Here is a 25,162-nt window from a genome sequence, read left to right on the forward strand (position 1 = left end):
TCACACCAGCCCCCGCTCCGCCAGCACCGCGTACACCGCGTCCGCCGAGTCCGGCGGGGTCCGATCCTGTGTCGTGAGTACGAGCTCGGGGTCGACCGGCGCCTCGTACGGGTCGTCGACGCCGGTCAGCCCGGTCAGCTCGCCCGCGGCCTGCCGGGCGTACAGCCCCTTCACGTCCCGCTCGCGGCACACCTCGACCGGGGTCGCGACATGCACCTCGATGTACGGTGTGCCGCTCCTCTCGTGCCGGAGCCGCACCGCCTCGCGGCTGTCGGCGTAGGGCGCGATCACGGGGACGACGGACAGGACGCCGTTGCGGGCGAGGACCTCCGAGACAAGACCGACCCGCTGCACGTTGATGTGCCGGTCGGCCCGGGAGAAGCCGAGTCCGGCGGACAGGAAACGGCGTATCTCGTCACCGTCGAGGACCTCCACCCGACGTCCCTCCGCCTTGAGTCGATCGGCCAGGAAACGTGCGAGCGTCGTCTTACCCGCGCTCGGCAGCCCCGTGAGCCAGACCGTGGCCCCCCGCGTCCTCGGCGTGACGGCCCTCGGCGCGAAGGCCTGCGGCTGGACGGCCCTCGGTGGGACTGCCCTCGGTGGGACGGCCTGCGGTGTGACGGCCCTCGGTGGGACGACCTCCGGCTTTTCGGTCATGCGCAACAGTCCTCTTCCCTGCCCGTCGTACAACCCCGTACAACCTGTCGAACGGTAGGTAAGGAATCTGAGAGGACCGGTCAAAGAGCCTGAGGTTTGCCTGAGTGACTCATGGCGTGTGCGGGGCCACTCCCGCGAACTGCGCCCCCGCGTCCCGCAACCGCTCGTGCAGTCCCTGGAACACGGCCGCCGAACGGGTCCCCGGCCACTCCTCGGGCAGCAGGCGGGCGGGCAGGCCGGGGTCGGTGTAGGGCAGGTGACGCCAGGCGTCCAGGGCCAGGAGGTAGTCCCGGTAGGCCTCCTCCGGCGGGGTGTCCGGACGCTGCCGCCAGGCGTGCAGCACGCGCGCGTGACCGTCGAGAAACGTCTCGTGCTCCTTGGCGATGGCCGCCAGGTCCCACCAGCGGGCGACGGACTCGACGGTCGGCGAGAAGCCGAGGTGCTCGCCGCGGAAGAGGTCCACGTACGGGTCGAGGCCCAGCCGTTGAAGGGTGTGCCGGGTCTCGTCGTGCAGCCGCGCCGGCGCGATCCACACCCCCGGTGCGGCGGTACCGAACCCCAGGCCCGCGAGCCGCGACCGCAGCACATGCCGCTTCTGCCGCTCCGACTCCGGCACGGAGAACACCGCCAGCACCCAGCCCTCGTCCGGCGGCGCGGCCGTGGCGTAGATGCGCCGGTCACCGTCGTCGAGCAACTCCCGTGCCTCATCGGACAGTTCATAACCGGCCGCGCCCTGTGCCGTACGGGCCGGCAGCAGCAGTCCGCGCCGCTTCAGCCGGGACACCGAGGAGCGTACGGAAGGCGCGTCGACGCCTACCGCGGCTAGCAGCCGGATCAGCTCGGCGACGGGCACCGGGCCCGGCGCGAAGCGGCCGTACGCGCCGTAGAGCGTGACGATGAGAGACCGGGGTGCGGGCTGGTCGGACACGTTGATCATCTTAGGTCTTTGGTATCACTGCTGGTCACCATTGGTGTCATCACTGACGTGATCTTCACTGCGGTCTTCGCTGCGGTCCTCGGTGCGACCCTCGCCGAGGGCTTGGGCGCGGGCTTGGGTGGGCGCTTTGGCGCGGGCGTCGGTGCCGGCATCGGCGCCGGCTTCGCCGTGGCCTTGGGTGCGCAGCCTGAATCTCTGGAGCTTTCCGGTCGCCGTGCGGGGCAGCGCGTCCAGGAAAACGAACTCGCGCGGGCACTTGTACGGTGCCAACTCCTCCTTGAGGAAGGCTCGCAGCACGTCCGTGTCGCGCCGGACGCCCGCCCGCAGGACGGCGAACGCGACGACCACCTGCCCCCGTTGCTCGTCGGGCCGTCCCACGACCGCCGCCTCCACCACGTCCGGGTGGCGCAGCAGCGCCTCTTCGATCTCGGGGCCGGCGATGTTGTACCCGGCCGAGATGATCATGTCGTCGGCGCGGGCGACGTACCGGAAGTAGCCGTCGGCCTCACGGACATAGGTGTCGCCGGTGACGTTCCAGCCGTCGCGAACGTACTGCTGTTGACGCGGGTCGGCGAGGTAGCGGCAGCCGACCGGGCCGCGTACGGCGAGCAGTCCGGGCTCGCCGTCGGGCACGGGCCTGCCGCCGGGGTCCTGCACGCGCGCGTGCCAGCCGGGGACGGGCACGCCGGTCGTGCCGGGCCTGATGCGTTCGTCGGCGGCCGAGATGAAGATGTGCAGCAGTTCGGTGGCGCCGATGCCGTTGATGAGCCGGATCCCGGTCCGCTCGTGCCAGGCCCGCCAGGTGGACGCGGGCAGGTTCTCGCCGGCGGAGACGCAGCGGCGCAGCGAGGAGACGTCGTGCGCGTCCGGGAGGCTGAGGTCGCTGAGGTCGCTGAGCTTGTTGGGGTTGTTGCGGCCGTTCAGGTCGTCGAGCATCGCGCGGTAGGCGGTGGGAGCTGTGAACAGCACGGTCACCCGGTGCGCGGCGATCGCGGGCAACAACTGTCGGGGGCCGGCTTGTTCGAGCAGCAGTGCGCTGGCGCCGGCCCGCATCGGGAAGACCACCAGCCCGCCGAGGCCGAAGGTGAAACCGAGCGGGGGACTGCCGGCGAAGACATCGTCCGGAAGCGGTTTCAGTATGTGCCGCGAGAAGGTGTCGGCGATCGCCAGTACGTCCCGGTGGAAATGCAGACACCCCTTCGGGCGGCCGGTGGTGCCGGACGTGAAGGCGATCAGCGCCACGTCGTCGGAAGCGGTTTCGACGGCTTGATACGGCTCTGGCGGCGCCGACCGGTTCAGCAGATCGTCGGGGGCGTCACCGCCGTACGTCGTGATCCTGAGCCCGGGTATCTCCGCCTTGGCGAGGTCGTCCACGGCCCTGATGTCGCAGAGCGCATGCTCCACCCGTGCGATCTCGCACATGGTGCGCAGCTCGTTCGGCCGCTGCTGGGCGAGGACGGTGACCGCGATCGCGCCCGCCTTCAGCACCGCCAGCCAGCAGGCCGCGAGCCAGGGCGTGGTGGGGCCGCGCAGCAGCACACGGTTGCCGGAGGCGACCCCGAGGTCGCCGCTGAGCAGATGCGCGATCCGGTCGACGCGGGTGCGCAGCTCCCCATAGGTCCAGGACGGCCCGGAGACGGTGTGGAACACGGGCCGGTCCGGTGCGGTGCGGTCGAGCAGCTCGGCGGCGCAGTTCATCCGATCGGGGTAGTCCAGTTCGGGCAGATCGAAACGCAGGTCGGGCCAGTGGCCGGGCGGCGGAAGGTGGTCGCGCGCGAAGGTGTCCACGTAGGCCGAGACGTTCATGGGCGTTCGCCCCCCTTGCCTGGATGGACTGTCCGGCTGGGCTGCCCGGGCGGGCGTCGCCCTGGGGTCACTGGGGTCGCGCAAGGAGCGTAGCGCGTTGGTGACGACAGTCAACGGTACGCGATACCGTCATGGGAAGGCGCGAACGGCCGAGCTGAACATGCGGAGCACGAACACGGCAGGGCGGCCACGACCTCTCGGGCACGGCAGAAACGGTTACGGCAAGCCCACCGCAGCGGAAACAACACGACGGAAACAGGTACAGCAGAGACAGGCCCAGCAAGACAGGCCCAGCAGGTCATGTACGGCAGAGGGGACAGGCGATGCCCGCATTCTCGCTCGAACCGGCGCAGGTCGCCTGGTGCGCCGAACTGCGCGCCCTTGCCGCCGAACGGCTGCGCCCACTCGCCGAGAAGGGCGAACCGGGTCGCGTCAACCGCCCGCTCGTCGCCGAACTCGGCCGGCTCGGCCTGCTGGCGCGGCTGTTCACCTCCGGCGCCGTCGACCTCTGCCTGATGCGCGAGTCCCTCGCGTACGCCTGCACGGAGGCGGAGACCGCGCTCGCGCTGCAAGGACTGGGCGCGCATCCGGTCCACGCCCACGGCACCCCCGCCCAGCGGCAGCACTGGCTGCCCCGCGTCACCGACGGCACCGCGATCGCCGCCTTCGCCCTCAGCGAGCCGAGCGCGGGCTCGGACGCGGCGGCCCTGTCCCTGGCCGCCGAGCGGGACGGACCGGACGGCTGGCGGCTCACCGGGGAGAAGTGCTGGATCTCCAACGCCCCCGAGGCCGACTTCTACACCGTCTTCGCCCGTACCACCCCGGGGGCCGGCGCCCGTGGCGTAACCGCTTTCCTCGTTCCCGCCGACCGTGCCGGCCTCACGGGCTCCGCCCTCGACATGCTCTCCCCGCACCCCATCGGCGCCCTACGCTTCGACGCCGTCCCGGTCACGGTGGACGACGTGCTCGGCGAGCCCGACCGCGGCTTCCGGGCCGCCATGAGCACCCTCAACCTGTTCCGCCCCAGCGTCGGCGCCTTCGCCGTCGGCATGGCTCAGGCCGCCCTCGACGCGACCCTGGCCCACACCGCCCGACGGGACGCGTTCGGCGGCAAGTTGAGCGGCCTGCAGACGGTCGCCCACCAGGTCGCCGAGATGGCCCTGCGCACGGAGGCCGCGCGTTTGATGGTCCACGCCGCGGCGACGGCGTACGACAGCGGTGCTTCGGACGTCCCGAAGCGTGCCGCGATGGCCAAGCTGTTCGCCACCGAGACCGCGCAGTACGTCGTCGACACGGCCGTCCAACTCCATGGCGCACGAGCCCTGCGCCGCGGCCATCTGCTCGAGCACCTCTACCGGGAGGTGCGCGCGCCGCGGATCTACGAGGGGGCCAGCGAGGTCCAACGCGGCATCATCGCAAGGGAGTTGTACGCGGAACTCGCAGACCTGGAGGCCAGGTGACCATCGAACGCGTCAACCCGCCCGAACTCTCCCCGCCCGTCGGCTTCTCCCACGCCGTCGTCGCCGCCGGCGGACGGATCGTCTTCCTGGCGGGCCAGACCGCACTCGACGCCGACGGGAAGATCGTCGGGGAGTCGCTGCCGGAGCAGTTCACCCGGGCGCTGACGAATCTGCTGGCCGCGCTGACGGCTGCGGGCGGTACGGCGTCGGACCTGGCGCGCGTCACCGTCTACGTCACGGACGTCGCCGTGTATCGCGAGAAGGCTGCTGAGCTGGGCGCGATCTGGCGGGAGTTGGCGGGCCGCGACTACCCGGCGATGGCGGTCGTCGGGATCGTACGACTCTGGGACGAGCAGGCACTCGTCGAACTGGACGGCTTCGCGGTGCTTGACCAGTGAATCGGGCCGGTAACCGGTATCAGCGACGGGTTTGCGTAACCGGTATCGGCGACCGGTTTGCGTAACCGATATCAGCAGCCGTTTCTGACAATCGGTGTAACCGGTGTAACCGTTGTCAGTGACCGGCTCCGGTAACCGGTGACAGAAACCGCCATAGGCGACGCTTGCGTAACCGGTGTCAGGAACCGCCTCAGCCACCGGCTTCGGTGAAGCCGATCGGCGGGCCGGCCTCGATGATCAAGGTCAGGCGGCGACGGCCAGCTGTCCGGCGGTCACCCGGTGCGGGTCCACGACCCGGCCGTCGGGCAGCAGTTCGCCGGAGTCGTCGAAGATGATGGTGCCGTCGCACAGCAGGTTCCAGCCCTGCTCCGGGTGGGCGGCGACGATGTGTGCGAGGTGTGCCGGGCGGGCGTCGGCAGAAGCGCTGGGAAGCTGGTGAGAACACATGGAGCACCTCCACGTCGGTGGGGTCGGCCGTCCGGTCGGCCCCATGGTTAGACCATGCGCCCGACCCGCGGGCATCTCCAGAGGGTGCTCGGAAGCGTGACAGCACCAGGACAACTCCAGGACCGTTCGTCGACGACCGGTGCGGACTCGCCACCGAAGGAGTGACGATCACCGTCCCGGGCGCGCCCGCCCGGTACCTGTGGAGGCCCCCCACAACAGGAGGTACTCCCATGTCGTTGCGTCCCGCCCTCTCCGCGGCCGTCGGTGCCGTTCTGCTCCTGCTCGCCGCCCCGGCGGTCACGGCCACCGCTGATGCGTCGGAGTCCGTCACCGTCGACCTGGTCGGCAGCATCGCCTCGGACGGCACCGTCACCCTCTCGGGGACCTACCGCTGTGTCGGCAACACGGGTCCCGTCTTCGTCAGTTCCTCGGTCGGCCAGGGTTCCGGCAAGGTCCGGCACGGCATCGGCGGCACGCGTGCCGTGTGCGACGGCGCCGAGCACGCCTGGAAGAACACCGGCAAGGCCACTCCGGCCGACCTCGTACCCGGGGCGGCCCACGTCGAGGCCACGCTGATGGAACTCCGCCCCCAGGGCAGCCTGCCACTGCCCCGCTTCCGCGCGGCGCAGGAGCGGGACATCACCCTGACCGCCGGCTGAGCGGCCGGTCCTGGACGGCGGGCCCCTTGACGGGCACCGCATCCTGAGCGGCGGGCCCGACGGACGGCCCGCCGCTTCCGGCGTCGCGTACGGGGTCGACCGTCGAGGCTAAGTTTGAAAGTTCAATCGGCTGTGCTGGGGGCGTGCCCCGCAGCACACAGCACGCAGCACACAGCACGCAGCACACAGCACGCAGCACACAGCACGCAGCGCACAGCACACAGCACGCAGCGCACAGCACGCAGCGCACAGCCAGAGCCGACAGCCGAGCCGACAGCCAGTGGACGCCCGCACTGAGGCCGAGACGGAGACAGAGACCGAGACCGAGACAGAGACCGAGACCGACAGCCAGTCGACGTCGATGGCCGACAGCGGCGACGGCGCGGTGCCGTCTTCAGGTGCGGGCTCAGACCGGGTAGGCGTGGGTCTGGGTCGCCTTCACGGTCGCCCAGACCCGCGCGCCCGGGTGCAGGTCGAGTTCGGCCGCGGCGACCGTGGTGAGGTCCGCGGCGAGCGGGAGCTCGCCGGTGAGGTCGGCGCGGATCTGGTCGCCGTGGGTCTCCAGGCCCGCGACCTCGCAGCGCCAGAGGTTGCGGGCGCTGGCGCCGGTCGGGCGGTCGCGGTAGAGGGTGACCGCGCTCGGCGGGAACGCCACGAACACCGGGCCGGACAGGACGTCGGTGGTGGTGATGAGCGGGCCGGAGTCGAGGCGGACGGTGTGGCCGTCGGATTCGCCCCGGTAGAGGTTCAGGCCGACCAGCTGGGCGATGTAGTCCGTACGGGGATGGCGGGCGATGTCGGACGGCGCGCCCTCCTGGACGACCCGCCCGTGCTCGACGACGACCAGCCGGTCGGCGAGCACCATGGCGTCCAGCGGATCGTGTGTGACCAGGACGGCGACGGCCTCGAACTCGGCGAGATGGCGCCGAAGCTGGGAACGGACCTCCAGCCGGGTGCGCGCGTCAAGCGCCGCGAGCGGCTCGTCGAGGAGCAGCAGCCGCGGGCGGGTCGCCAGCGCACGGGCCAGAGCGACCCGCTGGGCCTGGCCGCCGGACAGCCTGCGCGGCTTGGCGCCGGCGTGTGCCGCCAGGCCCAGACGGTCCAGCCACGCGGCGGCCTGGGCGCGGGCCTCCGCCTTGGTCGCGCCCTGGCAGCGCGGCCCGAAGGCCACGTTGTCCAGGGCGGTCAGATGCGGAAAGAGCAGATAGTCCTGGAAGACGACACCGACGGGGCGGGACTCCGGCGGCGTACCCTCCAACGCGCTGCCGTCCAGTCGTAGCCGGCCGCCGGTGAGCGGCGTCAGACCGGCGAGCGCGCGCAGCGCGGTGGTCTTCCCCGCGCCGTTCGGACCGAGCAGGGCGACCACCTCACCCGGTGCCACGCTCAGCGCCACGTCCAGTCGGAACGCGCCGCGCTCCACGACCAGGTGGGCGTCGAGCCCGTTCGCGGGGGTGCCGGCGTGGACGTCGAGCCCGTCCGCGGGCGCATCGGCGCCACGGACGCCACGGACGCCACGGACGCCACGGACGCCACGGACGCCACGGACGCCACGGACGTCGTGGACGGCCCGGGAGTCGGCGGCGGTCTCCTGGGGCTCGGTCATCGCGCTGTCATCCAACGGTCGCGCAGGCCCGCCAGTACCGCGACGGACACCGCAAGCAGGACCAGACTGAGGGCGATGGCGGCCTCCGGGTCGCTCTGAAGGGCCAGATAGACGGCCAACGGCATGGTCTGGGTACGGCCGGGGAAGTTGCCGGCGAAGGTGATCGTCGCGCCGAACTCGCCGAGCGCCCGGGCCCACGCCAGGACCGCGCCGGCCGCGATGCCCGGCGCGATCAACGGCAGCGTGACGCGGCGGAACGCGGTGAAACGGGAGGCGCCGAGGGTGGCCGCCGCCTCCTCGTAGCGCGGGTCGGCGGCACGCAGGGTGCCCTCGACGCTGATGACGAGGAACGGCATCGCGACGAACGCCTCGGCGACCACGACCCCCGCGGTGGTGAACGGCAGCGTGACGCCGAACCACGAGTCCAGCGTCTTCCCGACGATGCCGTTGCGGCCCAGCGCCATCAGCAGCGCCACACCGCCGACCACCGGCGGCAGAACCAGCGGCAGGGTGACGAGGGCCCGGACGATGCCACGCCCCGGGAACTCGACGCGGGCCAGCAACCAGGCCAGCGGCACGCCGACGACCAGACTCACGGCGGTCGCGGCGGTCGCGCAGACCAGCGACAACCGGAGCGCCTGCCACACCTCGGCGCTGGTCAGCAGCTCGGGCAGACTGCGCCACGGGGCCCGCACCAGCAGGGCGATCAGCGGCACCACCAGGAATGCCAGGCCGATCAGCGCGGGCACCAGCAGGGGCAGCGGCACGCCGCGCACCTGGGCCCGGACACGCCGACGCCGCGGCCCACCCCGGACGGTGTCGGCCGCGACGTCGGACCTGCCGGTCGGGAGGGTCACGGCTGGAGGAACCCTGCCTCGGTCAGGACCTTCTGGCCGTCGGCGGACTGCACCAGCGCGATGAACGCCTTGGCGGCGTCGGTGTTCTGCGCGTCCTTGAGCTGGACGATCGGGTAGTCGTTGATGGCGTCGGCGGACTCGGGGAACTCCACGCCCTCCACCTTGTCACCCGCCGCGTGCACATCGGTCTTGTAGACGACGGCCGCGTCGGCCTCCTTCAGCTCGACCTTCGTCAGAGCGGCTTTGACGTCCTGCTCGTAGGAGACGGGGGTGAGCTTCAGCTTGCTGGCGTCGAGGGCCTTCTGGGCGGCGGCGCCGCAGGGCACCGTCTTGTCGCACAGCACGACCTTCAGGCTCGACTTGGTGAGGTCCTTGAGGGAGGAGATCTTGTCGGGGTTGCCCGGCAGGGTGGCGATCTCCAGCTGGTTGCGGACGAAGGTGGCGGGCGTCCCCGAAGCGTCGCCCGCGTCCGTCACGATCGCCATCGTCTTGGGGCTGGCGGAAGCGAACACGTCCGCCGGGGCGCCCCCGGTGATGCTCGCGGCGAGGGAGTCGCTGCCGCCGAAGCTGAAGGTGACCTTCGTACCCGGGTGCGCCTTCTCGAACTCCTTGCCCAGCGTCGTGAAGCTCTCCTTCAACGAGGCCGCGGCGAACACGGTGACCGTGCCGGACAGCTTGTCCGAAGCGGACGCGGATGCGGACGCGGAGGAGTCCGACTTCGCCGACGAGGAGTCGTCGGACGACGAGCAGGCGCCCAGGGCCAGCAGCGCGGTGACTCCCAGGGCGGCCACCTGCATCGATCGGCCGGTCCGGCGCGCGGTACGGGTCATCACGGGTCCACTCCCTCTGGTCCTCACGGACACAATCACGTGTGGTCCTGGCGGACCATCTACGGTCTCTCGACGACCACGTTGGTCGACTTGATCACGGCAATCGCCGGAATCCCGGGCTCCAGCTCCAGTTCATCGGCCGACTCGCGGCTGACCAGTGCCACCACCCGGAACGGTCCGGCCTGGATCTCCACCTGCGCCGACACATCGCCGAGGAGCACGTCGGTGACGATGCCGGAGAGGCGGTTGCGGGCCGAGGAGCCGGTGGGCCCCCATTCCGCGCGGTGCACCTGCCGGGCGTAGGCCGCGAGAGCCGGCCCGGGAATGATCCGGCGGCCCAGCTCATCGCGTTCGGCGGTGAGTTTCCCGCCGTCGACCAGGCGCCTCACGGTGTCGGCGCTGACACCGAGTAAGGCCGCGGCGTCCCCGATCCAGTAGGTGTGCACGCGCTGATGATACTGCCGCAGATGCGAGGGAAAAGTCTCCTGTGGCTTCGCATGAGCCGGAACTGCGATCGACAGGGGTGGCATGTGCGTTTGCACGGGAGGCGGCTCCGGGTACGGTCATGAAGGAGGTGATAGCCCATGAGCCAGTCCCTCGCAGCAGCCGGTACGCCCGCCGGTACGGCCGCCAGTACGACTACGAGCACGGTCGCCGGTACGGCTGCCAGTCCGGCCACCAGCACGGCCACCAGGAGGGCCACCAGTCCGGTCGCCGGTACGGCTGACGGCCCGGCGGCGGAACTCGTCCTCGCCGGTGATCTGAGCCGACCGGCCCGGCTCACGGTGCCCGACCTGCTCGGCTGGCCGCAGCATCAGACCGAGGTGGCCTTCGAGTGCGCCACCAGCGGTGTCCGGCACCATCGCTTCACCGGACCACTGCTCCACGAGGTCCTCGCGGACGCGGGCCCCGGCTTCGACCCGGCCCGGCGCAAGGACCGCCTGCGCTTCCTGATCGCGGTGTCCGGCGCGGACGGCCACCACGCCCTGCTGTCCTGGGCGGAGATCGACCCCGACTTCGGGCGCGCGCCCGTCCTCCTCGCGGTCACCATCGACGACACCCCGCTCGACCACGCCGGACCCCAGCTCGTCCTGCCGCAGGACCGCTGCGGTGCCCGGCACATCAGCGGAGTCAACGCGATCCGCGTGGATGGCGGCTACACCTCGTGGGCGTGACACCGAGCGATGTCGGCCCCTTGAGACCTCGGCCCCTTGAGACCTCGGCCCTGAGACCTCGGTCGCCGGGCACCTCGATGGCCCGACAGCTCTCAGGTCCGGTCGATGTGCACGTTCGTCGACTTCACCCGGGCGGTGGCCTCCACCCCGACCTCCAGGCCCAGTTCCTCCACGGCCTCCCGCGTCAGCAACGACACCAGCCGGTGCGGCCCGGCCTGGATCTCCACCTGGGCGGCGACATCACCGAGTTTCACGGCCGTGACGATGCCGGGAAACGCATTACGGACCGAGGTGTACGAGGCACCCTCATCGCCGCCGTCGTTCTTGGCCAGCTCCACCGAGAAGGCAGCCAGATCCCGGCCGTCGATGAGGCGTCGTCCGCTCTCGTCCCGGTGTGTGGCCACCCGGCCGGCGTCCGCCCACCGTCGAGCGGTATCCGGACTCACTCCGAGCAGACGCGCCGCCTGGCCGATCGTGTAGGACTGCATAGGCGCCAAGATAGGCGATCAACGGCCACCCGACCGTGCACAGGGGTGCGCATCCCCGCGCAACCAGAAGAACCGAGGCCTGCCGGCCCAGGGACCTTGGGGCTCAGGGCAGCAGAGCCCCAGCCTTAGTGGTCGACGCTGGAAGTCCTTCGGAGGTTGATCAGGCTGCCAGGGCAGCGGAGGATTCTTGGTGTCGGTCGGCGGGTGGGCGTCGGTCGAGCCGGGCCAGTAGATCGTCCGGGTCTTGTGGCCGTAGGCCATCTTCTTGAGCCGGTGGCGCTCGGCAGCGGTCAGTTCCAAGGGCACGGCGGAACACGGGCACGGACGGAGGGCGGCCCATCTGTCCGTAGTGGAGAACGAAGTGGCCGGGCCGGCTTCCCGCACGGGCCGTCGGCTCGCCAGGGCCACAGACTGGGCATCGGACCCGGTGAACCTTCCAGGTCAGAGCCGAATTACTCGTCAGGCGTTGGAGTGAACACCGATGCCGCCGGAGACGGTGAGGTTGTCGCCGGTGATGTAGCCGGCGGCGTCCGAGGCGAGGAAGGCCACGGCTTCGGCGATGTCGGCGGGAGCGCCGACGCGGCCGAGCGGGACGTCCCGGGCCCAGGAGTCGATCATTTCCTGGGAGACGCCCATCTTGCCGTAGGCAGGGGTGTTGACCAGTCCTGGGCTGACGGCGTTGACGCGGATGCGGCGGGGGGCGAGTTCGAGGGCAAGGGACCGCATGAGGGGCAGCAGAGCGCCCTTGGCCGCTGTCATCGCGGCCCCGAGCCCTTCGGCGGCGCCCACGGTGAACACGACCGAGGCGCCCTCGTTGAGAGCGGCAGCGCCTTTTGCAGGGTGAAGAAGTTTCCCTTGACGTTGATGTCGAACAGGGCGTCGAAGGCGTCTTCGTCGGTTGATTCGATCGGGCCGGGGCGGGAGATGCCCGAGTTGAGGAAGAGCAGGTCGAGGGAGCCGAGTTGCCGGCGCGCCTGGTCCATCGCCTGGTCGATGTCCGGCAGGGACCGCGCGTCGGCCCGGACAGCCGTGACGTCCTCGGGAAGTCCGGCGTCGGCGACATTGCCGAGGCCGGTGACCATGACGCGGTAGCCGCGGGAGTGGAGCAGTTCGGCGGTCGCCTTGCCGATGCCGCTGGTTCCACCGGTGATCAAAGCTGTGGGTGCAGGCATGATGCCGTACTTCTGGGCGGGGGGCGGCTCTGTCCGTGGGGCAGTGGCGGTGCTGCGCCACCGCCCGCTGGCAGCGTACAACAGTCTGACAGTGACTGCCAAACAGGATGTGACTGTCGGCCTGGCAGTGCTGAGCTAGTCTGGTGACATGAAGCAGGAAGCCAAGTCAGCGACGGGCGCACCGACCACGCTGTGGGACCGGACGCGGCAGCTGGCTTCCCAGGAGATCCTCGAGACGGCGCTGCGCCTGTTCACCGAGCAGGGCTACGACGAGACGACCATCGCCCAGATCGCCCGGGAGGCCGGCGTCTCCCAACGCACCCTCTTCCGCTACTTCGGCACCAAGGAGGACCTTCTCGGCGGCGGCCAGGACCGGTTCGGCCAGGTCCTGATGGACACGATCAGCGAACTGCCCGCCGATGCCGGTGTCTGGGAGGCCCTGCGCGCAGGGGTTGCTGCCGTACAGGCCTTGCATGACAGCCGCGAGCAGGCCCTGGAGCGGTTCCGCCTCCTGCACAACACCGCCTCGCTTCGTGCCGGTTGGCTCGAAAAGCGACTGCGGTTCCAGGAGAACCTGCTGCCGCTCATCGAGACCCGTATGGACGCAGCTGCCGGCAACGAGGGCGCGAAGGCCCGCGCGGTGATCGCGACGGCGTTCGCGTGCCTGGACGCCGCATCGATGACGTGGGTCGCCAACGACGGCAAGGGCGACATCATGGACCTGTACGACGAGTGCCTGGCTGCGGTGCGCGGCTGACCCGCAGCGGCAGACCAGCCCGGAAACCGTGGACGGAAACGGGGCACATCCGCTGCCACAGACCGGGTCCGTATCCGGATCTCCCACCTGGGAGCCTCCGCCATCTTGATTTCGGCTGGTCGCGGGCCCTGGCGTGATGGTGGGTGGGGCTGCTCGGGCTGGTGGCGGGGCAGTGTCCAGCATGTAGATCATCTGTGCAGGCCGTGGCGGTGGTGCTTGCCGGGAAAGTTCTTCCGGTCTTCCCGTCCGGTGCGGCGCAGGGCGGGGATGAGGGTGCCGTCGACCAGGACGACCTCCCCGCCTCGCTTCGCAATCTTCTTCAGGGCCCGGTCCAGACGCGGGGCCTTCGCGGCGAGCAGGCCGATCATCTCGTCGCGCCAGCGGCGCACGGTGGTTCGGCGACATGGTTGCCGCCGGCCATGTCGGTCAGGCGCTGGCCGTGACGGAGCACAGCCAGGACGATCACCGCGATCTTCCCCGGCGGCAGCGACCGTCAGCGGGAACCTATCGATTTCAGGTGGCTCCGCAGCAGGCCGGCGAGGTGGTTGACGGTGCTCGTGGACAGCGGCAGACGGCACTTGTAGACAAGGGACACGGTGTCCCCGGCGTGCTCTTCGGTTTTGCTCACACATTCCCAACGAGCCCCGGAGACACCGCAGTTACGCCCGCCCCCACTGGCTCGCGCCTCACGGGCGGACGGTGAACCGCCCGTCGGGACGCTTGCGCAGCCAGCCCCGGTCGGCCAGCTTGGTCAGCGAACGCGACAGCGAACCGGAACAAGCGAACCGCCCCGCCCGACGATCTACATGCTGGACACTGCCCCACCCACCATCACGCCAGGGCCCGCGACTAGCCGAAATCAAGTTGGCGGAGGTTCCGTGAAGCGAGTCTGCGATCGTAGGCGTTGTGTGCAGCGTAGGGACGGTTCGTCCAACGTCTCGGTTCGTCAGGGACGGAAGCCGTCGGCGTTGTCCTGCGCCCATTGCGCGAAGGTCTGGGCCGGCCTGCCGGTTAGCTTCTCGATGATGAGCCCTGACGTGTCCGGGACCGTGTCGACGCCCGCCTGCCACGCGCCCATGTGCGTCACGACCCTGGTCGCGGGCACCCTCTTGGCCAGCTCGGCCCGTGCCTCCTCCGGTGTCACCTCTTCGACCGGGATCTTCCTGCCGATGGCGGCGCCGATGTGATCGACTTGCTCGCGCAGGCTGAGCGCATGCGGCCCGTACAGGGTGTACGCCTGCCGCGAGTGTCCCGGCTCGGTCAGCGCGGTCACCGCGACCGCGGCCATGTCCCGCTCGCTGATGGGAGCCGTCAGCGAGTCCGGGTACGGCAACAGCACGGGCTTCCCGGCCTTGATCGTCTCCCCCCACCACCGCAGGGCGTTGCTTGAGAACATCCCGGGCCGCAGGAACGTCCAGGACAACCCGGACTCCATGAGAGCCGACTCCACGACCTTGTGGTCCCGTCCGACCGGCTGGTGGTCGGCGCCGGGCAGGACGACGCCCGCGGACGAGAGCAACACGACATGCCGCACGCCGGCCGCACACGCGGCCTCGACGAACGCGTAGATGCCTGCCGACTTGCTGTACAGAAAGACCTGCTCCGCGCCCTCCAGTGCGGCGGGCAGCGATTCCGGCGCTTCCAGATCCGCCGGCACGTGAGAGGCGTCCGGCGTCCGGCTCGTGCGCCGGAGGGGTACGTCCAAGGCCGTCAGACGTGCGGCGACATGGCGGCCGACGTTTCCCCGAGCGCCGAATACAACTGTGGCCATCGGGTAGGGCTCCTCTGATTCTCTTGATCCTCTGTGAGCACGTCGAGAAGTCGGGTGCGCGGGGGACTGCTGGGCGGGTGACACCGGGCTGCGTTGCCATGAGCGCTGACGGCGCCCACGACCGCTTGACCTCTTGCCAGACATGGGGCGGTTCTTGATGCAGTTCGCAAATGTGCGCGCCGTAAGTCGCTGAGCAGCGATGATGCCCGTTGCTGCCTGCTGCCTGCTGCCTGCTGCCTGCTGCATGGAGACGTTACGGAGCGCGCGCTGCCCTCATATCGGGGAATCCGCAGTCCACCGTGAGTCACTTGGTGGCGCCTCGCGTGATGCGTGATGCGTGTGCCATCTTGCCGACGGCGTTCGACGCCGGTCAGTACCGCCGCCCGTGCGGCGCGTCCGCACTCCCGAGCAGATCGCGGCGACGATCTTCTCCCTCGTCTTGCCGCGGTACCTACGTCACCGGCAAGACCATCGAGGTCGACGGCGGGAGTCAGGTCTATCCCCTCCACGGCCGACTGCTGGATCTGTGACGGGCCATTGATGCAAGGGCGGAGGGAGCCCCGGCCTGTCCGGGCCGCCCATCGCCGGTCCCCGAGCGCGCTTACGGCGTTTGAAGAACTCGCCGTCACATGGGCTGCGGCGCCGATGCCCGCTCAGACGGGGAACGTGACCCCGGTCAGTTACTCCGAGACGGTCCACAGGCGGCGCTGGGCGGCCGGGTCGTGGGATTGCTCGCTGGATTCGACAGGCTTCGGGTAGCCCTTGTACTGCTGGAATCCGCCAGGGCCGTAGTACTGGCCGCCGATCACGTCGGGGTCGGTCGCGGCGCGCAGCGTGGGCAGGGCGCCCATCGCAGGCTTCTGTGTCATGACCGGTGCGAGGAGGCTGTTGATCGCGTGCATGGGCGCGGGCGAGTTGCGCGTCAGCTCGGTGTCGGCGAAGCCCGGGTGGGCGGCGGCCGCGATGGTGGTGCCCGAGGTGGTCAGGCGGCGCTGCAACTCGTAGGTGAACATCAGGTTCGCCAGTTTGGACCGGCTGTAGGCGGCCGTGCGGCTGTATGCGCGCTCCCACTGCAGGTCGTCGAAGTCGATGCTGGTCCCGCGGTGGGTGAGGCTGCTGACCGTCACCACGCGGGAGCCTGGTACCGGCAGCATGTGCTCGATCAGCAGCCCGGTGAGCGCGAAGTGACCGAGGTGGTTGATGCCGAACTGCAGCTCGAACCCGTCGCGGGTGAGCTGCTTGGGCGGGTACATCACCCCGGCGTTGTTGATCAGCAGGTCGATTTTCTGGTGCTTGGCCCGCAGGGCGTCCGCGGCGGCGCGGATGGACTCCAGGGAAGCCAGGTCGAGGCGCTGGACCATGACGTCCGCGCCCGGGGCTGTGTCGGTGATCCGGGTGGCGGCCTGCTTGCCCCTTTCCACGTCCCGCACCGCCAGTACCACGGATGCGCCGTGTGCAGCGAGGACGCGGGCGGTCTCAAAGCCGAGGCCGGTGTTCGCGCCGGTGACCACGGCGAGTCGGCCGTCCTGCGCCGGCACGTCGCCGCTCGTCCACTTTTCGTTCATGACCCCTCCGGTGCCAGACCTGCGGCCTGGTGTTGCAGGCGTTCTCCTACTCCGAGGAGAACCGGTGAGATCCATTGCATCGCTCGAGCAGTGGGCAGGCTAGAACTATCCTCGCTGCTTCTTGCACGATCCTCCTCCGCGGCCCTCTGTTCAGGGCAGGAGTCCCTCCGGGACTCGTACGGTGTTCCGCAGACCGGCCGCGTCCCGGCTCGGAGGGACGCCGAACTGGCGGCGGTACTCCCTGCTGAACTGCGAGGGGTTGTCGTAGCCGACGCGCTGGGCGACCCCGGTGACGTCGCGGGGGTGGGTGGCGAGCAGCAGCCGGGCCTGCTGCAGACGGATCTGCTTCTGGAACTGGATGGGGCTCATCGCGGTCACTGCCTGGAAGTTGCGGTAGAAGGCGGACACGCCCATGCCGGACATGCGTGCCACATCCTCGACGCGGAAAGGCTGCGCGTAGTGCTCGCGGATCCAGCGCACGGCCCGGGAGATGTGGCTGAGGCTGCTGTCCGCCAGGCCGAGCTGGCGCACCGTAGCACCCTGCTCGCCGGTGATCAGCCGCCACAGGATCTCGCGTTTGACCAGCGGCGCCAGCGCGCCTCGGTCGCCTGGTTCGTCAAGCAGGCGCAGCAGCCTGACCACCGCATCGAGGAGCGCGGCGGGAGCGTCGCTGACGGCGATTGCCGATGGCACGCCTACGCCGGTGTGCGGGATATCCCCAGGGCCGGCCTCCAGCAGCAGTTCGGCGACGGCGGACGCCTCCAGCGTGAGAAGGAAGCCGAGGGCGGGCTGGTCGGGCTCGACCTGCAGGAGCTGCCCCGTGACGGGCAGATCGACAGACGCGATCAGATACCGCCCGGGGCCGTACTCGTAGACCCGGTCGCCCAGCGCGAGGCGTTTGGCGCCCTGGGCGATGAGCCCCAGCACCGTGCCGGACATGAAAGGCGCCGGAGGATCCGGCCGGTCGACTTTCGAGAGGAAGACGCCGTCGATGGCCGTGGTCCAGTCAGAGCGGGCATGCCGGGCTACCAAGGCGCGGAACTCGTCGAGGCACATGCGCCCATTGCAGCACGATTCCGCACCATGGCTCTGATATTCGCGAGCATCGTGCAAGTACAGCCTGCACCCCAGGTGGCGTACGTAGGCCCGGACCGCGGGCGCGTGGGCGTCGAGCGGTCTGTCCGCCGCGGGTGCCGTCCGCTTCAGCCGGGGCAGTCCGCCCTCGTACGCGGCGGCGGGTGGGTCGGAGAGCTTCGCGATGTAGGTGCCCTGGACTTAACTCGCCTCGTTCGCGGGGAGTTGGTCTCAGAGGCCTGAGCCGGGGGTATGGCGGTGGCCAGCTCAGCGTCAGGGCTCCGGCGAGGAGTGGTGCGAGGGCGACCGGGACCGTTCTCGGGTGTATGTGACGATCTGATCGGGTGGCACAACCGCCAGGGACTGTCCGAACCGGCCAACCAGTTCCACTACGCCCGGATGACCGCCGACCACCGCATCCTCTTCGGCGGCTACGACGCGATCTACCATGCCGGACGACTGATCCGGGAGAAATACGAGGACCGGCCCGCGACCTACCGGAAGCTGGCCTCGCACTTCTTTACGCTCTTCCCCCAGCTGGAAGGCATACGGTTCACCCACCGCTGGGCGGGCGCGATCGACACCTCGACCCAGTTCTGCGCATTCCACGGGCTGGCCGGGAACGGCCGAATCGCCTACGCGGCCGGCTTCACCGGACTCGGCGTGAGCGCAACACGTTTCGCGGCGGAGGTGATGCTCGACCGTGCCGGCGAGACGACGGAACGCACCGCGCTGGAGATGGTTCGGCGCAAGCCCCTGCCCTTCCCGCCGGAACCGGCCGCCTACGCGGGCATCCAGCTCACCCGTTGGGCCCTGGACCGCGCCGACCACCGGCAGGGCAGCCGCAACGCGTTCCTGCGCGCCCTCGACGCACTCGGGCTCGGATTCGCCTCGTGATCGTCGCGTGACTGGTTCCGGGAACGGGTTCTGGACCACACGCCAGAACGGGGCCAGTGCAGACCGTTGACGCCAGGAGGCGGCCGCCGCACTGAAGGCGCGGCGCTCACCGAGGCGTACCGGGCCGCGACCGGGCACGCCGTCTTCTCCCTGGTCTTCTCCGACTGGTGCCAGGAGCCGACCACCAGCGACGCCCTGCAGATGGCGGGGAAGGCGAATCGCCGCAGGTCAGCCGGCATGTTGAGATGTCGTGCCCCTTGCTTGTGGGGGGCACGGCATCGCGCCCCTCAGATGTCTCTGCCCGGCCGCGCGAGAAGCTTCCGTGCTGACCGGGTTCGGCCTCACTCTGGGGAGCTTGATCGCGTCGGTAGCGGGGTGTGACGAGCTGTTGTGCGTCAGGGCGGAAACTGTCCGAACAGAGAACGGCCCGGTTGTCTGATGAGCCATGCGACTGCGATGCCGCCGTCGCATGGCACCGTGATGTTGATGTTGGCGCCAGATCCGGGGGAGGCCGTGATCGTCGGCTGTTTGCTGGCGCGCCGCAGACGCGACGAACCGGCGGTTGGGGGGCTGGCGGGTGGTGGCCACGGCGTGGAAGACAGCAGAACGGCGGCGATGAGCAGGAGAGGGACGGCCGTGTCGGTTGCGGTCCCCTCACCGCTGTCGGAGAACGGAGCCGGCGCGAGGCGGGGCACCGTCACGGACAGGACGGCCACGACGCTGGACGCCGCGCTCGTCTTCGCGCTCACGGCCGTCGGAGCACCGGGGCAGACGGCGATCTCGGCGGTCATCGGCTACCGCCTGCTCACCGGATGGCTGCCGATGGCACCGGGACTGCTGGTCCTGGGGGTGCTCGCCCGCCATTCGGCGCTCCCGCGGCCGTCACGTCGTGATCGCTGAGCGGTCGGGGTCCCTTACGTCACGGACGGGTCTTCTCGAAATCGCTTTGCGGGGGAGAGTGTTCGGATGGGTGGCTGGAGCCGTGCCGCCTGAACACCCAGGTGCGGTACACCCAGAAGCGGAAGCCGGTTGCGGCTGCCAGGCCGATGGCCTTGAACAGGTTGCTCTGGAGAGCGGTGTCCCAGCCGAACCGGTAGGTCGCCGCGTACAGCACGCCGTTCTCGATGACCAGGCCGATGATGCTGAACACGACGAACAGGGTGAACTCGCGGGCCGGCCGGCGCTTGTCCCGGTCGCGGTAGGCGAAGTAGCGAAAGCCCAGGTAGTTGACGAGAACCGCCACGCTGGTGCTGATCACGCTGCACCGCACCACAGGCAATGTCGTGACCGCGCGGCACAGGTTGAACACCGCGAAGTTCACCAACACACCGAGCCCGCCGACCGCCGCGAACCTCATGATCTCGCCCGTCAGGGCGCGACGCGTCCGGGTGCCCGGCGGCCGATCAGGAGCGGAATCCGACGTGAACATGATCGTGATGGGTCGGGTCGCTGAAGAACCGGCCTGCGCCGGCACCGCTCGGCAGTACCGGTCCACCCACGTTGTAGGAGCCGGCCATCGCAGCATCCCGCATGAACGACTCGATCAGACGGCGGGGGGTGGCCGAGTCGACCACGGGGCGGCCATCGATCTGCCAGACATCGAACACCCGGCCGCGCGGGTGGTCGCTGGGGCGGGCCGTGCCGAAGACGTTCAGCGGATGGCCCGAGCGGATCACGCTCAGGTTCATCCTGTACGTGTCCGCCAGCCGCAGCAACGCCTCCAGGACACTGGTGTGGATGTGCCCGCTGCGCACGTCGGCACGTGCGGCCGGCGGCAGACCGACATGCGGGTCGTCCAGCACCTTGCGTGCGGCTGGGGGCAGGGACGAGACCGCCGGACCCGGGCGGGCCGGATGCAGGGCGGTGACCGCCCACCGCGGACGGGCACGGCTCAGCCGTACGTCCATGGTGGTCCCACCCGCAGTGACCGCGCCTGCCTGGCGGGTCCATTGCCGGCAGACCACCAGCACGCTGGCCGCGTCCGTCAGCATGCCGCCGTACTGGGCGTCCACCACCCGCACCACGGCCTCGTCGGCCGAGGCCAGCAGCGGCCCCGCCTGTCCCACGAGGCCCGGATCCAGCCCGAGGGCGGATACCCGGCGCTGGGCCGCGGCCACCCCCTGCTCCCCGGTGCGCCAGTTGCCGAGAGCCTCGATGAGCTGTACGGCGCGCAGCTTGACCTGCGGATCGACATCATCAGGGCTGGGATGCCACGGCGTGGCGCGCGGGAGTCCCGACGGGCTTGCGGGGCTTTCCGCTGCGGTGGCATGAGGGCGGTCACTGGAACAGCCTGCGGCGCCGAATGCCATTCCACCCGCCGCCAGCAGTACCGTCCGGCGACCGACCAGTGATGCCGACTGCCCGAAGTCACGCATCAATCAGTCCCCTCCTTGCCCGGAAGGTGCGCCGGGCCGTCCCGGCGCGAGAACCAGAGCCCTGTGCGCCTGACGGAGCGGCCCCGGTTCTGGTGAGAGACGCCGCAATCAGGGGCTGGGCTGGGGAATGACAAGCCCGAAGGCTCTTTTGGTCGATTTCAGCAATTAACTCATTGTTTGGCAGTATTCGCAGCAGATTATGGGAGCAGGGCGTGGTCACGGCGTCCGGTTCGTGCGCTGCGGTCCGGTGCCGCGACGAGGGCGTCGGTCTCGGTGGTGGTGAGGTGGTTGACGATGGCTCGGTCGAAGCGTTCGGGCCCCGCTGGATCACGCCGCGTGTCCGGGTGCCCGTAGGCCTCGTAGCGCAGGAACGATTGCATCGCGGCGAGACGGATGTGGCGGGTCGCCGCGGTGTTGCCGCGGACTGTTTCGAGGTGCTGGAGGAACGCACCGATCGTCGGTGCGTCCAGGTCGGCGATGCTCAATCGGGTCGGCTGCCAGCCGGTGCGCCGCCCTGCGAAGCCGAGCAGGAAGGTGAAGGTGTCGCGGTAGTCCGCGAAGGTGCGCCGGCTCTCCTGGAGCTGGAGCATCGGTTTTTCGGTGCAGAAACTCTGCGGCCGGGGGTACGAGGTCGCTCATGACCGGACTCTGAAGCTGTGCACAGGAGGGCGTTGATCCCAGTCGGCGACCGAGTCAGGCGTGATGCGTGCGGACAGGTGAGGACGGATCTGCCCGTCAGGTCCGGGCGGTCGCGGTTACGGCCTGCCGGGCCGCCCGCTCCACCAGTGAGATGCCGTCGCTCATCGACGCGCTGCCGTCCGACAGCACGGTGACGAGGTAGTGGTGTCCGTCCACCGTGATCCGGCCGACGCTGTTGACGTCCCAGAGCCCGGAGGTGGTGCGCTGCAGCCAGCCGTTCTTCAATGCGTACTCGGCGCCGGAGGCTGTCGAGACGCCCCACGCCTGATCGCTCGCGATACGACTCATCAGGATTTGGATGTAGGTCCGGGACTCTTTGTTCAGCGGGGAGCCGGTCTTCGACGTCGCAGCGCCGTCGAACACGGAGAGCAGGAGCCTGATCTGGTCACTCGCCGTCGTCCGCGTCAGCCCCCACTTCCTGCCGTGACCACCCTTGGTCGAGGTCAGTCCCAGACGTTCGTTCGCCGCCTCCAGGCCGGGTGCCTGGCCGATCTCGCGCCACAGGAGGTTCGCCGCCGCGTTGTCGCTGTTGCGGATCATCGGTTCGGCCAGCGCGCGTTCATGGGGGGTGAGGTGCCGGCCCGCGTCCTGAGCCTGCAGCAGCAGTGTCGCGAGGATGTCGACCTTGATGATGCTGGCGGTGTCGTACAGGGCGTCCTGACCGTACAGCGACGGCTCCCGGCTGCCGCCGTCGAGGCTGAGCACGGCCGCTGTCACGCGTGCCTTGCTCTGAGGCTGCATCGCGGCGTTGACGCCGGCCGTGGCCTGGGTCTGCGCCGACAGCGCGGGCGCGGCTACCGCGGGTGCCGTGTGCAGGGCGCCAAGGGAGAAGAGGGTCGTCACCGAGGCCAGGATCACACCGGTGCAGGCGCCGACGCGGCTTTCACGGCGCCTGGCTGACGTCTTCGAATACGTTTTAGAACGCGGGCAGGGCATGGTCGGGCAAGCCTCGCAATGGGTCGACAAAGGGGAACTGCATGGCAAACGTAGGGATCATGTGCGCGAAGTGAAGTGGTCCCCGTCACTACGAACCCATTTCGGCCCGAATTGTGAGAAGGCTCATGTGGCCGTGATCTCGGCATACCGGCTCCGTCGCGAGTTCCGTGAAACCCGAGATGTCGATCTTCGTTTCCTCTGATCATGCTGGGCCCGCCGCCGCGCCCTGCTCGGCGAGGCCGTTGACGGCCCTCGCTATGGCCTGGCGGCGACTGCCGTGGTCGCGTCGGGGTCGTCGCCATGTCCGCCGTCCTGCTGGTCGGGACGGTGCTCGGCTGGTTCGGTCTCGCCTGGCGCTCCGCCTCGGACTTTGCCCCGCCATTGCTCCTTCATGACCAACTGACTACAGGCCTGTAGTCATGATGGACCGGGCATGGATAAGGTATGCCTTCGCTAACTTGTGCCGGCTCGGCCGGAGCTGGGAGGGCCGTATGTGGGGCGACGCGTTTCCGAGTTTCCTGATCGGGCTGAGGGAGGGACTCGAAGCGGGACTCATCGTCTCCATCCTGGTCGCCACCCTGGTCCGGGCCGGGGCCACGTCCCGTCTGTCGCAGGTATGGACGGGCGTCCTGGCGGCCGTCGCCCTGTCCATGAGCTTCGGCGCGGTGCTCACCTTCACCGCCGCCTCCCTGTCGGCCGCCGCCCAGGAAGCCTTCAGTGGCACTCTCAGCGTGATCGCGGTCGTGTTCGTCACCGCGATGGTCTTCTGGATGCGCCGCTCCGCACGCGGCCTCTCCGGCGAGCTCAGGGAGAAGGTCACCGGTGCGCTCGGCACTGGCGCCGGTGTGCTGATCGTCACCTCCTTCCTCGCGGTGGGTCGTGAGGGCCTGGAGACGGCGCTGTTCCTGTGGACCACCGCCCAGGCCGCCGGCGAGTCCGCGGGCCCCCTCGCCGGCGCCGGGATCGGCCTGGTCCTTTCGACCGGGCTGTGCTGGGGCCTCTATCGCCGGGCCCTGAAGATCAACCTCACGAAGTTCTTCACCGCCACCGGCGTCGTCCTCATCGTGATCGCCGCCGGTGTCCTCGGCTACGGCCTCCGCGACCTCCAGGAAGGCGGTGTGCTGCCCGGCAAGTCGGCCTACGCCCTCGACCTGAGCGGCAGCATCGACGCGGGCTCCTGGTACAGCACCCTCGTCCAGGGCGTGTTCAACCTGACCCCGACGATGACCTGGCTCCAGGTCCTCGCCTACGTAGGCTACCTCGCCGTCGTCATGACCCTGTTCGTCCGCGGTGTACGCGCCCCCAGCCGGACCACGAAGACGGAGTCCACGAAGGCCGACGCGGCGAAGGAGCCGGGGGAGCGGGCCGGGAAGGGCGAGAAGGCACCCCGTCGCCGTCCCACCTGGGTCGTCCCCGTCACCGTCGTCGCCGTCCCCGTGGTGATCGCCTCGCTCGCTGTCGCCCTCGGCCGCCCCAAGCCCACGGCCGCGCAGACCATCGCCGTCTCCGAGAAGGAGTGCGGCAACGGCTTCACCGCGCCCGAACCGGGTCGGCAGACCTTCCAGATGCACAACACCGGCGGCAAGACATCCGAGGTGTACCTGATCGACCCGTCGACGAGCGCCGTCTACGGCGAGATCGAGGGACTGGCCCCTGGCACCACCCGCGCGCTGGTCGCCACCGTCGCCGGCGGCACCTACGCCTGGCGTTGCGTGCCCACCGGCGGGACCGCCGTCACCTCCAAGGCCGTCCGCGTCACCGGCGGCGGCAGCGGCAAGGCCGTCGTGCCGGTCTCGGAGGAGGACCTCGCCGCCCCGCTCCAGGAGTACAAGGCGTACGTCAACCACGGCTTGGCGACCCTTGTCACCCAGACCCGCACCCTCGACGATGACATCAAGGGCAACCACCTCGACAAGGCCCGCACCGACTGGCTCACCGCGCACCTCACCTACTCCTCCCTCGGAGCCGCCTACGGCACCTTCGAGGACTTCGACAGGAAGATCAACGGCCGGGCCGACGGCCTTCCAGGCGGCGTGCGGGACAAGGACTTCGCCGGGTTCCACCGCCTCGAGTACGGCCTGTGGCACGGCGACCCGGCCGCGAGCCTCAAGGCCCCGGCCGACCAGCTCGTCGCCTCGGCCGCCGGGTTGCAGAAGGCGTTCCCCAGCCAGGACTTCGACCCGTCGGACCTGCCGCTGCGCGCCCACGAGATCCTGGAGAACACACTCCAGTTCGAGCTCACCGGCGACACTGACGAGGGCAGCGGCACCAACCTCGCCACCGCCGGCGCCAACCTGGCCGGCACCCGCGAGCTGCTCACCGTACTCAGGCCGCTGCTGACCACTCGCGCGCCCGAGCTGCTGCCGACCGTCGACGGGGACATCGCCCGTCTGCAGACGCTTCTCGAGGCCGCGCCGCACGGCACCGCCTGGACCCCCGTGGATCACCTGGACGCAACCACCCGGGCCCAGGTCAACGGAGCCACCGGACAGCTTCTTGAGGACCTGTCGCCCGTCCCGGACCTCCTGGAGATCAGGAAGGCCGACGGATGACCGCCGAGCACCCCGTACCCACGCCCGCATCCATGGAAGGGAACCAA

The 25,162-nt window shown here is 69.9% G+C and carries 28 protein-coding genes and 1 pseudogene; 9 read left to right on the forward strand and 20 right to left on the reverse strand.

Annotation, left to right across the window (positions count from 1 at the left end; genetic code table 11):
* The 3 genes from cysC to ACIRPU_RS09750 form a co-directional block, all read right to left on the reverse strand.
* Positions 1 to 657 (reverse strand): adenylyl-sulfate kinase, encoded by a 657-nt coding sequence (gene cysC, locus ACIRPU_RS09740; RefSeq protein WP_403864068.1) that lies wholly within the window; start codon positions 655 to 657, stop codon positions 1 to 3.
* Between the two features lie 109 nt (positions 658 to 766).
* Positions 767 to 1,594: a PaaX family transcriptional regulator C-terminal domain-containing protein gene (locus tag ACIRPU_RS09745; protein WP_403864071.1), complete on the reverse strand. Its 828-nt coding sequence runs from the start codon at positions 1,592 to 1,594 to the stop codon at positions 767 to 769.
* Positions 1,595 to 1,609: 15 nt separating this feature from the next.
* On the reverse strand, positions 1,610 to 3,400 hold the full coding sequence (locus ACIRPU_RS09750) for an AMP-binding protein (protein ID WP_403864074.1): 1,791 nt from the start codon (positions 3,398 to 3,400) through the stop codon (positions 1,610 to 1,612).
* 323 nt (positions 3,401 to 3,723) lie between these two features.
* Between ACIRPU_RS09750 and ACIRPU_RS09755 the strand changes: the two genes are divergently transcribed.
* Complete coding sequence (locus ACIRPU_RS09755) at positions 3,724 to 4,860, forward strand: acyl-CoA dehydrogenase family protein (RefSeq protein ID WP_403864077.1); 1,137 nt, start codon at positions 3,724 to 3,726, stop codon at positions 4,858 to 4,860.
* Complete coding sequence (locus ACIRPU_RS09760; protein WP_403864080.1) at positions 4,857 to 5,258, forward strand: RidA family protein; 402 nt, start codon at positions 4,857 to 4,859, stop codon at positions 5,256 to 5,258. Before ACIRPU_RS09755 ends, ACIRPU_RS09760 begins: the two co-directional genes overlap by 4 nt.
* Positions 5,259 to 5,501: 243 nt before the next feature.
* Here ACIRPU_RS09760 and ACIRPU_RS09765 read toward each other — a convergent pair whose 3' ends face one another.
* Complete coding sequence (locus tag ACIRPU_RS09765; protein WP_403864083.1) at positions 5,502 to 5,705, reverse strand: DUF5999 family protein; 204 nt, start codon at positions 5,703 to 5,705, stop codon at positions 5,502 to 5,504.
* A 230-nt stretch (positions 5,706 to 5,935) separates the two neighbouring features.
* Between ACIRPU_RS09765 and ACIRPU_RS09770 the strand changes: the two genes are divergently transcribed.
* Entirely contained in the window at positions 5,936 to 6,364 is a 429-nt protein-coding gene (locus ACIRPU_RS09770; RefSeq protein ID WP_403864086.1) for a DUF6299 family protein, read from the forward strand.
* 406 nt (positions 6,365 to 6,770) lie between these two features.
* Here ACIRPU_RS09770 and ACIRPU_RS09775 read toward each other — a convergent pair whose 3' ends face one another.
* From ACIRPU_RS09775 to ACIRPU_RS09790, 4 genes are read right to left on the reverse strand one after another with little or no spacing between them, the layout of a single operon-like run.
* The gene (locus ACIRPU_RS09775; protein ID WP_403864089.1) at positions 6,771 to 7,967 is read right to left on the reverse strand and encodes an ABC transporter ATP-binding protein; all 1,197 of its coding nucleotides are present in this window, start codon (positions 7,965 to 7,967) and stop codon (positions 6,771 to 6,773) included.
* Positions 7,964 to 8,824: a molybdate ABC transporter permease subunit gene (gene modB / locus ACIRPU_RS09780; protein WP_384113807.1), complete on the reverse strand. Its 861-nt coding sequence runs from the start codon at positions 8,822 to 8,824 to the stop codon at positions 7,964 to 7,966. The genes ACIRPU_RS09775 and modB overlap by 4 nt, the downstream gene beginning before the upstream one ends.
* Entirely contained in the window at positions 8,821 to 9,654 is an 834-nt protein-coding gene (modA, locus tag ACIRPU_RS09785) for a molybdate ABC transporter substrate-binding protein (protein WP_403864092.1), read from the reverse strand. Before modA ends, modB begins: the two co-directional genes overlap by 4 nt.
* A 59-nt stretch (positions 9,655 to 9,713) precedes the next feature.
* A complete protein-coding gene (locus tag ACIRPU_RS09790) occupies positions 9,714 to 10,100 on the reverse strand; it encodes a molybdopterin-binding protein (protein WP_403864095.1) in 387 nt (128 codons plus the stop codon).
* A gap of 138 nt (positions 10,101 to 10,238) precedes the next feature.
* Between ACIRPU_RS09790 and ACIRPU_RS09795 the strand changes: the two genes are divergently transcribed.
* Positions 10,239 to 10,829: a molybdopterin-dependent oxidoreductase gene (locus ACIRPU_RS09795; RefSeq protein WP_403864098.1), complete on the forward strand. Its 591-nt coding sequence runs from the start codon at positions 10,239 to 10,241 to the stop codon at positions 10,827 to 10,829.
* A 92-nt stretch (positions 10,830 to 10,921) separates the two neighbouring features.
* Here ACIRPU_RS09795 and ACIRPU_RS09800 read toward each other — a convergent pair whose 3' ends face one another.
* The 3 genes from ACIRPU_RS09800 to ACIRPU_RS09810 form a co-directional block, all read right to left on the reverse strand.
* Complete coding sequence (locus ACIRPU_RS09800; protein ID WP_403864101.1) at positions 10,922 to 11,317, reverse strand: molybdopterin-binding protein; 396 nt, start codon at positions 11,315 to 11,317, stop codon at positions 10,922 to 10,924.
* Positions 11,318 to 11,776: 459 nt separating this feature from the next.
* On the reverse strand, positions 11,777 to 12,076 hold the full coding sequence (locus tag ACIRPU_RS09805; RefSeq protein WP_403864104.1) for an SDR family oxidoreductase: 300 nt from the start codon (positions 12,074 to 12,076) through the stop codon (positions 11,777 to 11,779).
* Positions 12,073 to 12,489, reverse strand: a complete 417-nt coding sequence (locus ACIRPU_RS09810; RefSeq protein ID WP_403864107.1) for an SDR family oxidoreductase — start codon at positions 12,487 to 12,489, stop codon at positions 12,073 to 12,075. The genes ACIRPU_RS09805 and ACIRPU_RS09810 overlap by 4 nt, the downstream gene beginning before the upstream one ends.
* Before the next feature lie 148 nt (positions 12,490 to 12,637).
* Between ACIRPU_RS09810 and ACIRPU_RS09815 the strand changes: the two genes are divergently transcribed.
* Positions 12,638 to 13,246, forward strand: coding sequence for a TetR/AcrR family transcriptional regulator (locus ACIRPU_RS09815; protein WP_403864110.1), 609 nt, complete (start codon positions 12,638 to 12,640; stop codon positions 13,244 to 13,246).
* Between the two features lie 188 nt (positions 13,247 to 13,434).
* On the opposite strand, the gene ACIRPU_RS09820 is transcribed toward ACIRPU_RS09815, so the two are convergent.
* The 5 genes from ACIRPU_RS09820 to ACIRPU_RS09840 form a co-directional block, all read right to left on the reverse strand.
* Positions 13,435 to 13,635 carry a hypothetical protein gene (locus ACIRPU_RS09820; protein ID WP_403864113.1) on the reverse strand — a complete coding sequence of 67 codons (201 nt, stop codon included), beginning with the start codon at positions 13,633 to 13,635 and terminating at the stop codon, positions 13,435 to 13,437.
* A gap of 104 nt (positions 13,636 to 13,739) precedes the next feature.
* Positions 13,740 to 13,874, reverse strand: a complete 135-nt coding sequence (locus tag ACIRPU_RS09825) for a hypothetical protein (protein ID WP_403864116.1) — start codon at positions 13,872 to 13,874, stop codon at positions 13,740 to 13,742.
* A gap of 318 nt (positions 13,875 to 14,192) precedes the next feature.
* Positions 14,193 to 15,017 (reverse strand): NAD(P)H-binding protein, encoded by an 825-nt coding sequence (locus tag ACIRPU_RS09830; RefSeq protein ID WP_403864119.1) that lies wholly within the window; start codon positions 15,015 to 15,017, stop codon positions 14,193 to 14,195.
* 680 nt (positions 15,018 to 15,697) lie between these two features.
* The gene (locus ACIRPU_RS09835; RefSeq protein WP_403864122.1) at positions 15,698 to 16,582 is read right to left on the reverse strand and encodes an SDR family NAD(P)-dependent oxidoreductase; all 885 of its coding nucleotides are present in this window, start codon (positions 16,580 to 16,582) and stop codon (positions 15,698 to 15,700) included.
* Positions 16,583 to 16,732: 150 nt separating this feature from the next.
* The gene (locus ACIRPU_RS09840; protein ID WP_403864125.1) at positions 16,733 to 17,638 is read right to left on the reverse strand and encodes an AraC family transcriptional regulator N-terminal domain-containing protein; all 906 of its coding nucleotides are present in this window, start codon (positions 17,636 to 17,638) and stop codon (positions 16,733 to 16,735) included.
* Positions 17,639 to 17,995: 357 nt separating this feature from the next.
* Here ACIRPU_RS09840 and ACIRPU_RS09845 point away from each other — a divergent pair.
* Positions 17,996 to 18,553, forward strand: a pseudogene (locus ACIRPU_RS09845) (FAD-dependent oxidoreductase); the annotation flags it as partial.
* Between the two features lie 636 nt (positions 18,554 to 19,189).
* Complete coding sequence (locus tag ACIRPU_RS09850; RefSeq protein WP_403864128.1) at positions 19,190 to 19,453, forward strand: hypothetical protein; 264 nt, start codon at positions 19,190 to 19,192, stop codon at positions 19,451 to 19,453.
* 19 nt (positions 19,454 to 19,472) lie between these two features.
* On the opposite strand, the gene ACIRPU_RS09855 is transcribed toward ACIRPU_RS09850, so the two are convergent.
* The 4 genes from ACIRPU_RS09855 to ACIRPU_RS09870 all read right to left on the reverse strand — a co-directional run bounded on the left by ACIRPU_RS09855 (position 19,473) and on the right by ACIRPU_RS09870 (position 22,563).
* On the reverse strand, positions 19,473 to 19,982 hold the full coding sequence (locus tag ACIRPU_RS09855) for a GtrA family protein (protein WP_200723804.1): 510 nt from the start codon (positions 19,980 to 19,982) through the stop codon (positions 19,473 to 19,475).
* Positions 19,957 to 20,928, reverse strand: a complete 972-nt coding sequence (locus ACIRPU_RS09860; protein WP_403864131.1) for a hypothetical protein — start codon at positions 20,926 to 20,928, stop codon at positions 19,957 to 19,959. The genes ACIRPU_RS09855 and ACIRPU_RS09860 overlap by 26 nt, the downstream gene beginning before the upstream one ends.
* Positions 20,929 to 21,125: 197 nt before the next feature.
* Positions 21,126 to 21,518, reverse strand: a complete 393-nt coding sequence (locus ACIRPU_RS09865) for a hypothetical protein (protein WP_403864134.1) — start codon at positions 21,516 to 21,518, stop codon at positions 21,126 to 21,128.
* A gap of 145 nt (positions 21,519 to 21,663) precedes the next feature.
* Positions 21,664 to 22,563: a serine hydrolase gene (locus ACIRPU_RS09870; protein ID WP_403865059.1), complete on the reverse strand. Its 900-nt coding sequence runs from the start codon at positions 22,561 to 22,563 to the stop codon at positions 21,664 to 21,666.
* Between ACIRPU_RS09870 and ACIRPU_RS09875 the strand changes: the two genes are divergently transcribed.
* Positions 22,490 to 22,765, forward strand: a complete 276-nt coding sequence (locus tag ACIRPU_RS09875; RefSeq protein ID WP_403865111.1) for a hypothetical protein — start codon at positions 22,490 to 22,492, stop codon at positions 22,763 to 22,765. The genes ACIRPU_RS09870 and ACIRPU_RS09875 overlap by 74 nt on opposite strands.
* A gap of 289 nt (positions 22,766 to 23,054) precedes the next feature.
* A complete protein-coding gene (gene efeU / locus ACIRPU_RS09880) occupies positions 23,055 to 25,115 on the forward strand; it encodes an iron uptake transporter permease EfeU (protein WP_403864137.1) in 2,061 nt (686 codons plus the stop codon).
* Positions 25,116 to 25,162: the final 47 nt, after the last annotated feature.

It is taken from the genome of Streptomyces sp. NPDC102259 (assembly GCF_044766465.1).
Lineage (GTDB): Bacteria > Actinomycetota > Actinomycetes > Streptomycetales > Streptomycetaceae > Streptomyces.

Coding starts and splice junctions, on each gene's coding strand:
- cysC (WP_403864068.1), bottom strand. CDS start 657: ATGACCGAAAAGCCGGAGGTCGTCCCACCGAGGGCCGTCACACCGCAG.
- ACIRPU_RS09745 (WP_403864071.1), bottom strand. CDS start 1,594: ATGATCAACGTGTCCGACCAGCCCGCACCCCGGTCTCTCATCGTCACG.
- ACIRPU_RS09750 (WP_403864074.1), bottom strand. CDS start 3,400: ATGAACGTCTCGGCCTACGTGGACACCTTCGCGCGCGACCACCTTCCG.
- ACIRPU_RS09755 (WP_403864077.1), top strand. CDS start 3,724: ATGCCCGCATTCTCGCTCGAACCGGCGCAGGTCGCCTGGTGCGCCGAA.
- ACIRPU_RS09765 (WP_403864083.1), bottom strand. CDS start 5,705: ATGTGTTCTCACCAGCTTCCCAGCGCTTCTGCCGACGCCCGCCCGGCA.
- ACIRPU_RS09770 (WP_403864086.1), top strand. CDS start 5,936: ATGTCGTTGCGTCCCGCCCTCTCCGCGGCCGTCGGTGCCGTTCTGCTC.
- ACIRPU_RS09775 (WP_403864089.1), bottom strand. CDS start 7,967: ATGACCGAGCCCCAGGAGACCGCCGCCGACTCCCGGGCCGTCCACGAC.
- modA (WP_403864092.1), bottom strand. CDS start 9,654: ATGACCCGTACCGCGCGCCGGACCGGCCGATCGATGCAGGTGGCCGCC.
- ACIRPU_RS09795 (WP_403864098.1), top strand. CDS start 10,239: ATGAGCCAGTCCCTCGCAGCAGCCGGTACGCCCGCCGGTACGGCCGCC.
- ACIRPU_RS09800 (WP_403864101.1), bottom strand. CDS start 11,317: ATGCAGTCCTACACGATCGGCCAGGCGGCGCGTCTGCTCGGAGTGAGT.
- ACIRPU_RS09805 (WP_403864104.1), bottom strand. CDS start 12,076: ATGACAGCGGCCAAGGGCGCTCTGCTGCCCCTCATGCGGTCCCTTGCC.
- ACIRPU_RS09810 (WP_403864107.1), bottom strand. CDS start 12,489: ATGCCTGCACCCACAGCTTTGATCACCGGTGGAACCAGCGGCATCGGC.
- ACIRPU_RS09815 (WP_403864110.1), top strand. CDS start 12,638: ATGAAGCAGGAAGCCAAGTCAGCGACGGGCGCACCGACCACGCTGTGG.
- ACIRPU_RS09830 (WP_403864119.1), bottom strand. CDS start 15,017: ATGGCCACAGTTGTATTCGGCGCTCGGGGAAACGTCGGCCGCCATGTC.
- ACIRPU_RS09835 (WP_403864122.1), bottom strand. CDS start 16,582: ATGAACGAAAAGTGGACGAGCGGCGACGTGCCGGCGCAGGACGGCCGA.
- ACIRPU_RS09840 (WP_403864125.1), bottom strand. CDS start 17,638: ATGTGCCTCGACGAGTTCCGCGCCTTGGTAGCCCGGCATGCCCGCTCT.
- ACIRPU_RS09855 (WP_200723804.1), bottom strand. CDS start 19,982: ATGTTCACGTCGGATTCCGCTCCTGATCGGCCGCCGGGCACCCGGACG.
- ACIRPU_RS09860 (WP_403864131.1), bottom strand. CDS start 20,928: ATGCGTGACTTCGGGCAGTCGGCATCACTGGTCGGTCGCCGGACGGTA.
- ACIRPU_RS09865 (WP_403864134.1), bottom strand. CDS start 21,518: ATGCTCCAGCTCCAGGAGAGCCGGCGCACCTTCGCGGACTACCGCGAC.
- ACIRPU_RS09870 (WP_403865059.1), bottom strand. CDS start 22,563: ATGCCCTGCCCGCGTTCTAAAACGTATTCGAAGACGTCAGCCAGGCGC.
- efeU (WP_403864137.1), top strand. CDS start 23,055: ATGTGGGGCGACGCGTTTCCGAGTTTCCTGATCGGGCTGAGGGAGGGA.